The sequence below is a fragment of the Rahnella sp. R3(2024) genome (genome assembly GCF_042920125.1).
Lineage (GTDB): Bacteria > Pseudomonadota > Gammaproteobacteria > Enterobacterales > Enterobacteriaceae > Rahnella > Rahnella rivi.
In genome coordinates this window covers 3,299,186-3,313,223 of the sequence record NZ_JBHGBU010000001.1, presented here as the reverse complement: position 1 = coordinate 3,313,223, position 14,038 = coordinate 3,299,186, and the positions used below count along the sequence as shown (strand labels likewise).

13 protein-coding genes are annotated in these 14,038 nt (G+C 51.9%); 6 read left to right on the top strand and 7 right to left on the bottom strand.

Annotation, left to right across the window (positions count from 1 at the left end; translation table 11 throughout):
• Window positions 1–8 precede the first annotated feature (8 nt).
• Complete coding sequence (gene apt, locus ABSH60_RS14895) at window positions 9–560, bottom strand: adenine phosphoribosyltransferase (RefSeq protein WP_056771179.1); 552 nt, start codon at window positions 558–560, stop codon at window positions 9–11.
• Window positions 561–744: 184 nt separating this feature from the next.
• The gene (locus tag ABSH60_RS14890; protein ID WP_390974587.1) at window positions 745–1,113 is read right to left on the bottom strand and encodes a DUF454 family protein; all 369 of its coding nucleotides are present in this window, start codon (window positions 1,111–1,113) and stop codon (window positions 745–747) included.
• 104 nt (window positions 1,114–1,217) lie between these two features.
• On the opposite strand from ABSH60_RS14890, the gene priC reads away from it, so the two are divergent.
• Both priC and rsmS read left to right on the top strand, forming a co-directional pair.
• Window positions 1,218–1,754: a primosomal replication protein PriC gene (gene priC / locus ABSH60_RS14885; RefSeq protein WP_056771173.1), complete on the top strand. Its 537-nt coding sequence runs from the start codon at window positions 1,218–1,220 to the stop codon at window positions 1,752–1,754.
• A 95-nt stretch (window positions 1,755–1,849) separates the two neighbouring features.
• Window positions 1,850–2,023, top strand: coding sequence for a pleiotropic regulatory protein RsmS (gene rsmS / locus ABSH60_RS14880; protein ID WP_072158052.1), 174 nt, complete (start codon window positions 1,850–1,852; stop codon window positions 2,021–2,023).
• Between the two features lie 75 nt (window positions 2,024–2,098).
• On the opposite strand, the gene mscK is transcribed toward rsmS, so the two are convergent.
• Together mscK and acrR are read right to left on the bottom strand one after the other, a co-directional pair.
• Window positions 2,099–5,494: a mechanosensitive channel MscK gene (gene mscK / locus ABSH60_RS14875; protein ID WP_390974583.1), complete on the bottom strand. Its 3,396-nt coding sequence runs from the start codon at window positions 5,492–5,494 to the stop codon at window positions 2,099–2,101.
• Between the two features lie 165 nt (window positions 5,495–5,659).
• Window positions 5,660–6,307 carry a multidrug efflux transporter transcriptional repressor AcrR gene (acrR, locus tag ABSH60_RS14870; protein WP_056771163.1) on the bottom strand — a complete coding sequence of 216 codons (648 nt, stop codon included), beginning with the start codon at window positions 6,305–6,307 and terminating at the stop codon, window positions 5,660–5,662.
• A gap of 141 nt (window positions 6,308–6,448) precedes the next feature.
• Between acrR and ABSH60_RS14865 the strand changes: the two genes are divergently transcribed.
• The 4 genes from ABSH60_RS14865 (at window position 6,449) to ykgO (ending at window position 11,331) form a co-directional block, all read left to right on the top strand.
• The gene (locus ABSH60_RS14865; protein WP_056771160.1) at window positions 6,449–7,624 is read left to right on the top strand and encodes an efflux RND transporter periplasmic adaptor subunit; all 1,176 of its coding nucleotides are present in this window, start codon (window positions 6,449–6,451) and stop codon (window positions 7,622–7,624) included.
• Between the two features lie 16 nt (window positions 7,625–7,640).
• Entirely contained in the window at window positions 7,641–10,793 is a 3,153-nt protein-coding gene (gene acrB, locus ABSH60_RS14860; RefSeq protein ID WP_056771158.1) for a multidrug efflux RND transporter permease subunit AcrB, read from the top strand.
• A 121-nt stretch (window positions 10,794–10,914) separates the two neighbouring features.
• Window positions 10,915–11,169, top strand: coding sequence for a type B 50S ribosomal protein L31 (locus ABSH60_RS14855; protein WP_390974580.1), 255 nt, complete (start codon window positions 10,915–10,917; stop codon window positions 11,167–11,169).
• A 21-nt stretch (window positions 11,170–11,190) separates the two neighbouring features.
• Window positions 11,191–11,331: a type B 50S ribosomal protein L36 gene (gene ykgO, locus ABSH60_RS14850; RefSeq protein WP_015698299.1), complete on the top strand. Its 141-nt coding sequence runs from the start codon at window positions 11,191–11,193 to the stop codon at window positions 11,329–11,331.
• 123 nt (window positions 11,332–11,454) lie between these two features.
• Here the strand turns inward: ykgO and ABSH60_RS14845 are convergent, their stop codons facing one another.
• Genes ABSH60_RS14845 through ABSH60_RS14835 form a run of 3 tightly spaced genes read right to left on the bottom strand, consistent with a single transcriptional unit; the run spans window position 11,455 to window position 13,959 of the window.
• Window positions 11,455–12,333, bottom strand: coding sequence for a metal ABC transporter solute-binding protein, Zn/Mn family (locus tag ABSH60_RS14845; protein ID WP_390974578.1), 879 nt, complete (start codon window positions 12,331–12,333; stop codon window positions 11,455–11,457).
• Between the two features lie 43 nt (window positions 12,334–12,376).
• Entirely contained in the window at window positions 12,377–13,234 is an 858-nt protein-coding gene (locus ABSH60_RS14840; protein WP_390974576.1) for a metal ABC transporter permease, read from the bottom strand.
• The gene (locus ABSH60_RS14835) at window positions 13,231–13,959 is read right to left on the bottom strand and encodes an ATP-binding cassette domain-containing protein (RefSeq protein WP_390974574.1); all 729 of its coding nucleotides are present in this window, start codon (window positions 13,957–13,959) and stop codon (window positions 13,231–13,233) included. The genes ABSH60_RS14840 and ABSH60_RS14835 overlap by 4 nt, the downstream gene beginning before the upstream one ends.
• Window positions 13,960–14,038 lie beyond the last annotated feature (79 nt).

Below are 14,038 nucleotides of genomic sequence, written 5' to 3'. Positions count from 1 at the left end.
TATATCAATCAATGCCCGTCGAAAGAAACCAGGCTGTAACAGTGAATGTTCAGGGAGTTCAGGCGTTTTTCACCGCCCAGTTCCGGCAGATTGATGATGAAAGCAGCATCGGTCACTTCCCCACCCAGACGGCGGATCAGTTTCGCGGTGGCTTCAATGGTGCCACCCGTTGCCAGCAGATCGTCGATCACCAGAATTTTTTCGCCCGGCTGAATGGCATCCACGTGGATTTCCAGACTGTCAGTGCCGTATTCCAGATCGTAGGTTTCGCTGATGGTTTCACGCGGTAATTTACCCGGTTTGCGCACGGGCACAAAGCCTACGCCCAGAACCAATGCCACCGGGGCGCCAAACAGGAAACCACGTGCTTCGGTGCCCACCACTTTGGTGACACCGGCATCGCGGTAACGATCGGCCAGTAATTTAATGCTTTCAGCGTACGCTTTCGGGTCTTCCAGCAAGCTGGTGACGTCGCGGAACAGTATGCCTGGCTTAGGGTAGTCAGGGATGGTTTTAATACTGTCTTTAATAAACTGAAGCTGCTGTGCGGTAGCGGTCATAATGTCATTGCCTGATATAGCTGCTGTTCATACTTAAACGCGGGCGGTCAAATGTCCCCCGTCATGCCTTGTAAAAAGCATGTCGTCTAAGGAAGGAAATTGGGAGCGCACCGACGTACGAGATGCCCAAATCTATGCAAAGCCGCTTTAAAAAGCAACCCGCAGCCGGACATGATCGCCTTTTTTATTGCTCAAGGTCAACCACTGGTAATCGCCACATCATAAACAGCAGCATAAACATCATGCAGAGCAATAAAATACGCACCCATAATAACGGCACAAAATATATCGAGACGGCGAAAGTGACCAGAATCAGGGCAACCGCTTTGGGTTTTGCCCCTTTCGGCAATGCGCGATGTTGTTGCCAGTGGCGCAGATAGCCACCGAACCAGGAACGGTGCAGCAGCCAGTGATGAAAACGCGGCGACGAACGGGCAAAACACCAGGCGGCCAGCAAAAGAAACGGTGTGGTGGGCAGTAATGGCAGCACCACACCCAGCGTCGCCAGCACCACGCAGATCCAGCCAGCGATAATCAGTAGTACGCGTTTCATTCAATTCCTTTTAATTCGGATAAACCACGGCAAGTATTGCTCCGGCCAGTGTAAACTGACGCGGCAAAGCTGTCATATTTGCGAACTATCAATGGAGATTTCCCGTGAGCACAGAACGAATTTTACATGTCCTTGATCAGCAGATCGAAACACTGTCGCGGGAAATTGAACCTATCGGCCATGTCTCCGCCACGCAGGCGCGCTTCGATATCGCCCTTTTTTCCACCAAAGGCACACGTTTGCGGGATTATCTGGCAGAAATCAAAAATAATTTGCGTCAGCTGAATCAGGAAGTGGCAGAAAAGCGTTCCGCTCAGGTGGCTTTTATCGCAGAGCGGCTGGTGGCACAAATCACCGCCATGCAACGCGAACTCGCCACCCAGACCCTGCGTAAAACGCATCAGACCCCGGAACGTAAAAGTCATGATAACTACACCAAACTGGCGGAAACACAGCAGTTTGAGCGTCGGCTGATTGCGATGATTGAGGACCGGGAAACGACGCTGGGACAACTGTCGACGTTCAGCGATCAGCAACGCGTACAAAAGGAGCTGGCGGCATTAGAGGGACGGCTTATGCGTTGCCGCCAGGCGCTGGCAAAAATCGAGCGTCAGATTGAAAGACAGGAAAAAGGTTTTTGAATCTTTATCACATTTTTTTAATCCGGCCTGCTAACCCGGCCTTTTGTTATCTATAATGATAAGTCCAAAACCTGCTAATTATAATGTTGGCCAATATGTCAGTAGAAAATGCGCCTCCCGAACTTCAGCTTGCTGTCGATCTGATTTACCTGCTCGAGTGCAATGAAATCGCCCCTGAAACCGCCCTTGCCGCACTGGAAATTGTGCAGCGCGATTATCAGGAAAAGCTGAAAAACAGCAAAAGTTCGCTTTCAGTGAGTTATCTGTAAACCGCCAGCCTCGCTGAGCGCCGACGTGTGGCTGGTCAGGGGATCTGATACTTTCCCCTGATTTGCACCTCCTGCCTAACCTTGCGTGACCGCGTCCGGTTCATCTCCCGGCTGCCTCATCATCCGCTTCACTTCCTGAATTTCATTGCCGTCCTGATTATGCAGATACACTTCGAGCTGATTGAAGGCGATATTGATGCCGTTTTCACGGCAAAGTTTATCAATGCTGCGGTTCAGCTCATCGACGGTGTAACTGCGGTCACCCAATTCACGGACATACACGCGCAATTCATGATCCAGCGTGCTTGCGCCGAAGTTAAGGAAAAATACCAGCGGCGAAGGATCGTTCATTACCCGCGGGTTTTCATGCGCCGCCTGCAATAAAATCTCTTTCACTTTGTCGAGGTCTGACCCGTACGCCACGCCGATTTTTATCAGCACGCGGGTCACGGTATCTGTCAGCGACCAGTTGATCAGCCTTTCGGTCACGAAGGCTTTGTTGGGAATAATCACTTCTTTGCGATCAAAGTCAGTGATGGTGGTGGCGCGGATCCGGATCCGGCTGACCGTGCCGGAGAAGCTGCCGATAGTCACGGTATCGCCGATACGTACTGGCCGCTCAAACAGGATGATCAGGCCGGAGACGAAGTTGGCAAAAATTTCCTGTAAGCCGAAACCAAGACCGACCGACAGCGCGGCCACCAGCCATTGTAATTTGTCCCAGGAGACACCGAGCGATCCGAGCGCAGTCACGGCACCGATCACCGTGATCGAATAGGTGAGGATCGTCGTAATTGCGTACGAGGTGCCCTGCCGCAGTTGCAACCGCGAGAGAACCACCACTTCAAGCAAGCCCGGTAAGTTACGCGTGAGCACATAAGCGACAATTACCGCCAGGAAGCCGAGCAGTAAATTCCCCAGCGTCACGGTTTGCTGTGTCACCGTGCCCGCGACCGTGCCGGAGTAATGCCACAGCGAAATACTGTCGAGATACGAGATGACCGTCAGTAAATCCGACCAGATCCAATAGAACACCGAGGCGAAAATAAAGAACAGCACCATGGTGGTCAGTCGCAATGACTGCTGGTTGATCTGATCCAGCCCCAGGGGAGGTTCTTCGACCGGTTCATTTCCTTCCACGCCGTCTTTGACCGCCGTGGTCTGACGCCGTGCCAGCGCACGTCGGTACGCCAGACGCCGTGCCGCCACGCTCAGTCCGCGCAGCGCGGTAAGGTAGATAATGTTCCAGAATATCAGCAGATACAGGCTGTCAAGCCAGCGCCCGGCCAGACGCAGTGTGGTGTAAAAATACCCCGTGACCACCAGCCCGACGAGGAAAGCCGGCGCCAGCGCGATGGCCGTCACCATGACCAGACGAATGCTGTGTGAGTCTTTATCTCGCCAGCCGTCGCGCGCGATCGGAAAGACCAGCACCGTCAGCGCAATAAGCGTCAGGAAAATCACCACCTGACCGATGATGTCATCCACCAGACCGAGCGGCGCTTTTTCACCACGTACCGACCAGAAAATCAGTGGCAACATCACCAGACTCAGGCGGATCACCGAGCGGCGATAATGCGCACACGTCGTCGCGGGCATCGCGAAGTGGCGCTCATTGATTCCACCGGGTTTCAGTATGCGATAGCAGAATCCCATCACCAGCTGGAAAACGGCCAGCCGCTGCGAGAGCGTCCACAAGAAGTCGTTGAGTGCGATATCGCACTGCGAAAACCAGTAGCCAACACCGAGCATCAGCAATACGCCCGGCAACACGTTGAGCACCATCAGCAACAGCGCCTGCGGCGTGTGCATCTGGCTGTCGCGCCTGAGCTGCCCGACATCGTTACTCAGGCTTTCGATCCGCTGATTGATGTATTTTCTTCGCCACAGCAGCACAAGGTTCGCCACCAGCAACGGAACGGTGACCGGCAACGAGTGAATCGCGCCCAGCATCAGCTCGCCACGGGGAATGCTGATGCTCAGACTGCTCAGCTGGTTTTTGACGTCACCGGGCAGCGATTTGATGAACTCCCAGTTCATCGGCTTATTACTGCTTACCCAGAAAATCTGCTGCGTCAGCGTTTCCGTCAAAGACTGGTTGATGCTGAGCAACTGCTGCTGATTAATCTGCAAATTAATCGCCAGCGAAAGCTGATTACCGAGCTGTTTATTCAGCTGATCCAGCAATTCACGGCGCATATCGACGATCTGGTCCAACGCGTCGCTGATATCTTCATTAATGGTTTCTTTACTGTTGCTGACCACGCCCTGAATGTAGCTGTCACCCTGAAACAGCGCATCACGCTGCTGGTTAATTTTGAACTGTTCGAGGCGTAAATCTGCAATACGCGTACTCATGTCGGTCACCAGCCCTGAAGGCGGGATGGTATTTTGCTGCTGCTGATAAAGGATGCGCGACAACAGGAGGCTGCCCTTTAGCACGTTAATCTGTTCTTTCAGGTCGTGCTCCGCCTGCGCTGAACGGTCCAGCCAGTTTTTCACCGTGATGTTGTTCTGAACCAGCTGATTGCCCTCTTCGGTCGCGGCAATCAGACGCTCACTCAGCTTGCGGTTGATGTCCAGCTCCTGCGCCACCAGCGGGTCGTTCTGGATATTGGAGGTGTCGTCCGGCGTCTGGGCTTCTTTCGCGGTGCGCTCGGAGAGGATCAGGCGTTTACCGTTCACCACCTCCTGTAATAACTGAGCGGTATGTTCTAGCTGATTGATATGCGCATTGGTGTAATCACGTTGTTTTTGCAGTAAATCTTGCAACGTGGTGTTGGCTTCAAGACTTTTACGTTGCAAATCAATCTGCGCATTCAGCAATGCCTGCTGGGTCACCAGCATGGTTTGCTGCGTATTACGTAAATCCTGCTGCCCTGGCGACATCCCGTTAAGCTGATTGCGGATTTTCTGGATGGCCATGGAATAGGAATACATGGCGTTCTGTACCCTTTCCGGCTGGGTTTGCAGCGAGATTAACTGGGTGTTGAACGTCGAGAGATCTTCCTGTGAAGACTGGAGATCGTCGAGGGTATCGTTAAGACGGTTTTCCAGCTGACGCAGGGCCAGAGAAGAAAGCTGCGCTTTATTCACGTCGTCTTTCGCGCTGTTTTTGAGTTGATCGAGCCCGTCCATTGCCGCGCGCAATTTCTGCGGCGCTTCGGTCACCTGCTGATGCAATTGCGTGGCATCCTGCTTCACGCGATCCAGCGCATCAAGGTACTCGAGGGTGTGAATCAAATCCTGTTGTGACAATTTATCAACCGGCGTGAGATTTTTTTGCCGGTTAAGGGTATCGAGCTGGTTTTGCACTTCATTGCGGGAGGGAACATCGTTACTTGCCGCCAGAGAAGGAAGCGAGAAAAGTAAAAGTGCTGCGCACATAATGAGCGAGTAAATACGAATTATCCCGTGTTTTTTCCGGGTTAATGTGCGGTCAGAAGGTGCGGTCAGAAACCGGATCAACATACGTAAACTTCAACTCATTTACCGAATGAATAGATGGTGACGACAATAGCAGCCTTCAGTCTGAAAGGAAGGGGAAAAGCGTTTCAGAATACAACATGCAGGGGGCGATATTTTACACAGAATAAGGGATAAAGATTGCAGGCTTATTATTTTTAACAGAAATGATTAATGCGGCGTTTTAGTTGCAATGAGATAGGAGGAATGGCGAAGCATATCAAGATAGGTATCGATGAATCTGCCGGCATTGGCTTCTAAATCAAAGCTTTCCGGTATAAACAACCAGTTTTCCATCAGACCCGTGATGTAAGCGCGCAGGATAATGGCCGCCTGGCGGGTATCCAGTTCGGCGGGCAACTGTTTTTCATCTATGCAGCGCAGCAGAATACGTTCAATTTTACCGTACCCTTCCATATAAAGTGATTTGCGCGCTTCGTGTACCGACGTCATCTCCCCAACAAATTCACATTTATGGAATATAATCTCCATCAGTGCTTTACGTTGTGTATCGGTCACCGTAGAAACAAGAATGTAAATTAAGATTTCGCGCAAAATGCGCAGTGGATTATTCGGAAACTTTGTCTGATACTCTACTTCGAGCACTTTTATACGGGATTCATAGGCTTCCCAAATCGCGTTAAACAGTTCTACTTTGTTCCTGAAATGCCAATAAATTGCGCCCCGCGTCACACCGGCTGCATTCGCAATATCAGTCAGTGATGTCGACGATACCCCACGGGCAGAAAACTCTCGCACAGCAGCATCCAGAATCTGTTGTCTGGTTTCCAGCGCCTGTGATTTGGTTTTTCGTGCCATAGGTTTATCTTTCAGGGGAGTTTGATTTACATACATTCTTGAATGTATGTAACATAGCATGCACATACTAAAAGCGCAGCAATGGATTTGGAATGTTGTGATCCATTGGACAATTTGAAATCGGACACTTGAGGTTTATTTATGAACAAAAACAGAGGGTTAACGCCTCTGGCGGTAGTTCTGATGCTATCCGGAAGCATAGCACTTACAGGATGTAACGATAAAGAAGCTCAACAAGGCGCACCCCATGCTCCGCAGGTTGGCGTCGTTACCCTGAAAACTGAACCGCTGAATGTGACTACCGAACTTCCAGGTCGTACTGCTGCTTTCCGCATTGCTGAAGTACGTCCGCAAGTTGGCGGTATCATTCTGAAACGCAACTTTGTTGAAGGCAGCGAAGTCAAAGCTGGCACCTCTTTATATCAAATTGATCCAGCCACTTATCAGGCCGCGTATGACAGCGCTAAAGGCGATCTGGTTAAAGCTCAGGCCAACGCACAGATTTCCCGCGTGACCGTGAATCGCTACAAACCTCTGCTCGGCACCAACTACATCAGTAAGCAAGATTACGACACCGCAGTCGCAACCGCTGCGCAAGCTGATGCTGCCGTGGTCAGTGCTAAAGCGGCCGTCGAAACCGCCCGTATCAATCTGGCATACACCAAAGTCACCTCCCCTATCAGCGGACGTATCGGTATTTCGTCTGTGACTGAAGGTGCGCTGGTGTCAAACGGTCAGGCGACTGCGCTGGCGACCGTGCAACAACTCGATCCTATCTACGTTGACGTGACTCAGTCGAGCAACGATTTCCTGCGTCTGAAACAGGAACTGGCTGACGGCTCCCTGAAACAAGCCAACGGTAAAGCACAAGTCAAACTGCTGATGGACAACGGTAAGGAATATTCACAGGCGGGTACATTAGAATTCTCTGATGTGACTGTTGATGAAACCACGGGCTCTATTACGCTGCGTGCCATCTTCCCGAATCCACAGGACTCACTACTGCCAGGTATGTTTGTGCGCGCGCGTCTGGATGAAGGCGTAAACAACAACGCTCTGCTGGTTCCTCAGCAAGGTATTACCCGTAACCCACGTGGTGATGCAACGGCGATGGTGATTGGTGCTGACAACAAAGTTGAGCTTCGTACCGTGACGACCACACAAGCAATCGGCGATAAATGGGTTGTGACCGATGGCCTGAAAAGTGGCGATAAAGTCATCGTAACAGGTCTGCAAAAAATTAAGCCGGGCGTACAGGTTACTGCACAGGAAGTTGATCAAAAAGCAGCTGCATCCGATACAGCGACGAAGTCTTAATAGGAGCCGGTAATTCATGGCTAAGTTTTTTATAGATCGTCCCATCTTTGCATGGGTGATCGCCATCATCATCATGTTGGCAGGGGCATTGGCAATTCTTAAATTGCCTATCGCACAGTATCCAACGGTTGCGCCACCGGCTATCCAGCTGACCGCAACTTATCCGGGCGCCGATGCGCAAACGGTTCAGGATACGGTCACCCAGGTTATTGAACAGAACATGAACGGTATCGACAACATGATGTACATGTCGTCGACCAGTGACTCTTCAGGTACTGTCCAGATCACTCTTACGTTTGCTTCCGGTACCGATGCGGATATCGCACAGGTTCAGGTTCAGAACAAACTGCAGCTGGCAACGCCGTTGCTGCCGCAGGAAGTTCAGCAACAGGGTATTTCCGTAGAGAAATCGAGCAGCAGCTTCCTGATGGTCGCAGGCTTTATTTCTAATAACGGCACAATGACGCAGGATGATATCGCCGACTACGTGGGTTCGAACATCAAAGACCCGGTCAGCCGTACATCAGGCGTAGGTGACGTTCAGCTGTTTGGTGCTCAGTACGCAATGCGTATCTGGATGGATCCAAACAAACTGAACAACTTCCAGCTGACGCCGGTTGATGTCATCAATGCCATTAAAATCCAGAACAACCAGATTGCAGCAGGTCAGCTCGGTGGTACACCGCCGGTTCCTGGTCAGCAGCTGAACTCCTCTATCGTGGCGCAGACACGTCTGAAGTCCGCCGATGAGTTCGGTAAAATCATTCTGAAAGTGAATCAGGACGGCTCTCAGGTTCGCCTGAAAGACGTGGCGAAGATTGAACTGGGTGGTGAAAACTACGACGTTATTGCCCGCTTCAACGGACAACCTGCTTCCGGTTTGGGTATCAAACTGGCGACCGGCGCGAACGCCCTTGATACAGCAGCATCGGTTAAGGCAACGCTGGCTAAACTGCAGCCGTTCTTCCCGGCAGGCCTGGAAGTTGTTTATCCTTATGACACCACGCCGTTTGTAAAAATCTCGATTAAAGAAGTGGGTAAAACACTGTTCGAGGCCATCGTCCTGGTATTCCTGGTGATGTTCTTGTTCCTGCAAAACTTCCGCGCAACGCTGATCCCAACGATTGCCGTTCCGGTGGTATTGCTCGGTACGTTTGCCGTCCTTTCTGCGTTTGGCTATTCGATAAACACCCTGACGATGTTCGGGATGGTGCTCGCGATAGGCTTGCTCGTCGATGACGCCATCGTCGTGGTCGAGAACGTCGAGCGCGTCATGGTTGAAGATGGGCTGCCACCGAAAGAAGCTACCAAGAAATCCATGGAGCAAATCCAGGGTGCACTGGTGGGGATCGCGATGGTGCTGTCCGCAGTATTCATCCCGATGGCCTTCTTCGGCGGTTCGACCGGGGTTATCTATCGTCAGTTCTCCATCACCATCGTATCTGCCATGGTGCTGTCGGTTCTGGTGGCAATGATTCTGACGCCGGCGCTTTGTGCGACCATGCTTAAGCCGATTGCTAAAGGCGAGCACCACGAGAAGAAAGGTTTCTTCGGCTGGTTTAACAAGAAATTTGAGCAAAGTACGCACCACTACACCGACAGCGTGGGTAACATTCTGCGCAGCACGGGTCGTTATCTGGTGATTTACCTGCTGATCGTTGTCGGCATGGCATTCCTGTTCATTCGCCTGCCAACCTCCTTCCTTCCGGAAGAAGACCAGGGCGTATTCCTGACCATGGCACAGTTGCCTGCAGGTGCGACCCAGGAACGTACACAGAAAGTGCTCGATGAAGTCAGCGATTACTATCTGACGAAAGAAAAAGCCAACGTGAACTCCGTGTTTACCGTTAACGGCTTTGGTTTCGCGGGTCGTGGTCAGAACACCGGTATCGCGTTCGTCAGTCTTAAAGACTGGTCTGAGCGTAGCGGCGCTGAAAACAAAGTTCCTGCGATTGCAGGCCGTGCAATGGGCGCATTCAGCACCATTAAAGATGCACTGGTGTTCCCGTTCAACTTACCGGCAATTGTTGAGTTGGGTACGGCGACAGGCTTCGACTTCCAGCTGATTGACCAGGCTAACCTTGGGCATGACAAACTGACGCAGGCACGTAACCAGTTGCTGGGCATGATTGCTGAGCATCCGGACTTGCTGACTCAGGTTCGTCCGAACGGTCTGGAAGATACTCCACAATATAAAATCGAAATTGATCAGGAAAAAGCTACGGCGCTTGGCGTGTCTATTTCCGACATCAACACCACGTTAGGTGCTTCGATTGGTGGTAGCTACGTCAACGACTTCATCGACCGTGGTCGCGTGAAGAAAGTGTACGTGCAGGCTGAAAACAAGTACCGCATGTTGCCTTCGGACATTAACAATCTGTACGTCCGCGGCAGCGCGGGTCAGATGGTGCCGTTCTCCGCGTTCTCCAGCGCGAAATGGGAATACGGTTCACCGCGTCTGGAACGTTATAACGGTTTGCCATCGATGGAAATCCTTGGTCAGCCAGCTCCGGGCAAGAGTAGTGGTGATGCCATGGCGATGATGGAGTCTCTGGCTTCTAAACTGCCAAGCGGCATCGGCTATGACTGGACGGGTCTGTCTTATCAGGAACGTTTATCCGGTAACCAGGCTCCGGCGTTGTACGCTATCTCGCTGATTGTCGTCTTCCTGTGTCTGGCGGCGTTGTATGAGAGCTGGTCGATTCCGTTCTCGGTCATGCTGGTCGTTCCACTCGGTGTTGTGGGTGCGCTTCTGGCAGCAACGATGCGCGGTCTGAGCAACGACGTTTACTTCCAGGTGGGTCTGTTAACCACCATAGGGCTGTCAGCGAAGAACGCCATATTGATTGTTGAGTTCGCCAAAGACCTGATGGATAAAGAAGGTAAAGGGCTGATCGAGTCAACGCTGGAAGCCGTCCGTATGCGTCTGCGTCCGATACTGATGACGTCACTGGCCTTCATCCTCGGTGTAATGCCGCTGGTTATCAGCTCCGGCGCAGGTTCCGGTTCTCAGAACGCCGTAGGTACCGGCGTTATGGGCGGGATGATCACGGCAACGCTGTTGGCGATCTTCTTTGTTCCGGTCTTCTTCGTGGTGGTTCGCCGCCGCTTCGGTAAGAAGAATGAAGACATTGAACATACGCATAAAGTAGAGCATCCGACGCTGTAACCGGATCCCCTACCCTGACGAAAGGCCGCTTATGCGGCCTTTTTTTTCGTCTGATGCTTGAACATGAAAACAGATGGGTGCATACTTATTGTTATAGTATAACATAACATTTAGAGGCATTATGAAACCCGCTATCCATCCTGCTTACCGCGCGGTTGTATTTCACGACACCAGCGCTAACGAATACTTCAAAGTCGGTTCGACCATCTCGACTGACCGTACCATTGATCTGGAAGGTGTCACTTTCCCCTATATCACTATTGAAGTGTCTTCCGCATCGCATCCGTACTACACCGGTAAGCAGAAAGAGTATTCAAAAGAAGGCAGCACCGCACGCTTCAACCAGCGTTTCGGCAGCTTCCTCGGTAAGAAGTAATCAGCATCAGGGAGAATTTTTATGCAGGTTCTGAGTTCACTACGTTCGGCTAAAAAACGTCATCCGGATTGCCGCGTTGTTCGTCGTAAAGGACGGATTTATGTGATTTGCAAAAGCAATCCACGGTTTAAAGCCGTGCAAGGCAAGAAGAAAAAACGCTAAGCGCTGTCTCATACGGCCTTACGCCTGAAAAAACAAAAGCCCCGTCGCTTGCCCGACGGGGCTTTTTCTATGCTAAGACATGATGTAAATCTCCCCACGTACAAACTGTGGGGAGGGTAGATCTTATTTCATGCTGGCGACAATGGTCTCAACGTTATGTTTGAACGCTTTGACGTAAGTCGTTGCCGGGCCTTGTGGCCCTGACAGCGCTTCCGGATACAACTCCCCACCCGGTTGTGCTCCGCTGGCGGCAGCAATCTGCTTCACCAGGCGCGGATCGGTCTGATTCTCGATGAAATAGGTTTTTACCTTCTCATCTTTGATCTGCTTAATCAAAGACGCCACACCGCTGGCGCTGGCTTCCGATTCAGTTGAAAAGCCAACCGGCGCCATAAAACTCACATGATATTCCTGGCCGAAATAACCGAAAGCATCATGGCTTGTCAGGACTTTACGTTTTGACTGAGGAATACCGGAGAACTCGGTTTTCGCCCACGAATCCAGTTTTTGCAGTTGTTCAATGTAGGCCTTACCACGCTGACGGAAATAATCAGCATCTTGCGGATCGGCTTTGATCAACGCATTCATCACGTTAGTCGCATAAATCACACCATTTGCCATACTGTTCCAGGCATGTGGATCCGTGATTTGCTTTCCGTCTTCTTCCATTTTACGGGAATTGACACCTTCAGATGCGGTCACCAGATGGCCTTTGTAGCCCGATGCCGTCACCAGACGATCGATCCAACCTTCCAGCCCTAAGCCACTGACGAAAACGACATCAGAGGCGTTGATGGCTTTGCTGTCCTTCGGCGAGGGCTCGAAACTGTGCGGATCACCATCCGGTCCCACCAGCGAAGTGACCTTCACGTGCTCGCCTCCCACCTCCTGAACAATGTCACCCAGAATAGAAAAACTGGTGACCGCATTCACGGTTTTCGCCATCGCCAGCGGGCTCGACAGCAGGGCAGCTACTGCGAGTGATACAGGTAATACTTTCATCATGTCCCCTTAATTGTGGTACTGCATTTTCATTGTTTTACTGCTAACAACGCGAGGCCGTTAACATCCCGCCCCGCCTTCCAAATAATACTGAAATAAAGAAAATCACCGTTGCGCTGAGGACGATCGCCGGTCCGGCGGGCAATGAGGCGTAATAAGACCAGATCAGCCCGACAACGCTGGAGAGGATGCCGATAATCATCGCGCTCAGAAGAGTGTGAGGTAAATCCCGTGCCCAGAATCGCGCGCTGGCCGCGGGTAACATCATCAACCCGACGGACATCAGCGTGCCGAGGATTTGAAAACCGGCCACCAGATTGATCACCACCAGCGCCAGAAAAATGCCGTGGATCACCGCCAGCCATTTTCCGGCGCTGACCCGCAAGAATAACGAGTCAAAAGACTCAATCACCAGTGCGCGATAAATGCAGGCAAGCATCAGTAATGACGCGCTGCTGATGATCCCAACCATGATCATCGCGGAAGAATCGATGGCCAAAATGGAGCCAAAAAGCACATGCAGCAGGTCAACGCTCGACCCCCGCAACGACACCAAGGTGACGCCCAGAGCAAGCGAACCAAGATAGAACCCGGCAAAGCTGGCATCTTCTTTCAATTGCGTTTTACGACTCACCAGCCCCGACAACATCGCGACCGCCAACCCGGCAATAAATCCGCCAATGCCCATAGCCACCAGTGATATACCCGAAATCAGATAACCGATCGCCGCGCCCGGTAAAACGGCATGAGAAAGCGCGTCACCCACCAGGCTCATGCGACGTAACAGAAGGAAAACACCCAAAGGCGTGGCGCTTATCGATAACGCAATACACGCAATCAAAGCCCGGCGCATGAATCCGAATTCAATAAACGGGTCGGCAAGCAAATGGAAAAGCATCATGAATTTGCGACTCCCGCCGCCAGGGCGAAAGGTTCTACCGAGACACAGGCATGCGACGGGTTGGGGAAATGGCTCAGAACCTCGCGGGCGCTTCCCCACAGATTCTGCTGAGCACTGAGGTAGAGCACGTCAGGAAAATGCCGCGCTACCATAGAAATATCATGCAAAACCGCGATGACGGTCTTACCTTCCTGATGCCATTGCGCAATCACGTTTAACAACAGCGCGGTGGTCTGGCTGTCAATGCCGGTAAAAGGCTCATCAAGCATAATCAGCGGCGCCTGCTGGACCAGCAAGCGGGCAAACAAGGTGCGTTGCAGCTGTCCGCCGGAGAGCGAACCTACCGGGTAATGTTCCATTCCGGTCATGCCAACGGTTTCCAGCGCCTGCGCAACATTTGCCGCCGACTGCCGGTTAATACCCCCAAATAAACCGCTCTGCGGCCAGCACCCCATGGCGACAAGATCCACAACGCTGATGGGAAATCCGCGATCCAGTTCAGTCTGCTGAGGTAAGTAGACCAGGCGCGGCCGCTGGCCCTGACTGAAAGTAAAATCTCCCGTAATCGCCTGTTGCAGGCCTGCCACTGTTTTTAAGAAAGTTGATTTACCGGCACCGTTCGCGCCAATCACCGCCGTCAGCGAACCCGTTAAAAATCGTCCACTTAGCGGCATGGCAACAGCGCGGCGGTCATAGCCGACTTCAAGGTTGTTAACGAGAATCATGGTAGCGAAATCGCCCAGTAAATTGCGGTCCAGAGAACAACGAGCACGGCCAAAACTCCCATGCAGCGTAGTGGCGAAG

Excerpts from the sequence above, each read along its gene's own strand:
- ABSH60_RS14865 (WP_056771160.1), top strand. The coding sequence starts at position 6,449 with ATGAACAAAAACAGAGGGTTAACGCCTCTGGCGGTAGTTCTGATGCTA.
- ykgO (WP_015698299.1), top strand. The coding sequence starts at position 11,191 with ATGCAGGTTCTGAGTTCACTACGTTCGGCTAAAAAACGTCATCCGGAT.
- rsmS (WP_072158052.1), top strand. The coding sequence starts at position 1,850 with ATGTCAGTAGAAAATGCGCCTCCCGAACTTCAGCTTGCTGTCGATCTG.
- ABSH60_RS14890 (WP_390974587.1), bottom strand. The coding sequence starts at position 1,113 with ATGAAACGCGTACTACTGATTATCGCTGGCTGGATCTGCGTGGTGCTG.
- ABSH60_RS14855 (WP_390974580.1), top strand. The coding sequence starts at position 10,915 with ATGAAACCCGCTATCCATCCTGCTTACCGCGCGGTTGTATTTCACGAC.
- apt (WP_056771179.1), bottom strand. The coding sequence starts at position 560 with ATGACCGCTACCGCACAGCAGCTTCAGTTTATTAAAGACAGTATTAAA.
- ABSH60_RS14835 (WP_390974574.1), bottom strand. The coding sequence starts at position 13,959 with ATGATTCTCGTTAACAACCTTGAAGTCGGCTATGACCGCCGCGCTGTT.
- acrB (WP_056771158.1), top strand. The coding sequence starts at position 7,641 with ATGGCTAAGTTTTTTATAGATCGTCCCATCTTTGCATGGGTGATCGCC.
- acrR (WP_056771163.1), bottom strand. The coding sequence starts at position 6,307 with ATGGCACGAAAAACCAAATCACAGGCGCTGGAAACCAGACAACAGATT.
- mscK (WP_390974583.1), bottom strand. The coding sequence starts at position 5,494 with ATGTTGATCCGGTTTCTGACCGCACCTTCTGACCGCACATTAACCCGG.
- ABSH60_RS14845 (WP_390974578.1), bottom strand. The coding sequence starts at position 12,333 with ATGAAAGTATTACCTGTATCACTCGCAGTAGCTGCCCTGCTGTCGAGC.
- ABSH60_RS14840 (WP_390974576.1), bottom strand. The coding sequence starts at position 13,234 with ATGATGCTTTTCCATTTGCTTGCCGACCCGTTTATTGAATTCGGATTC.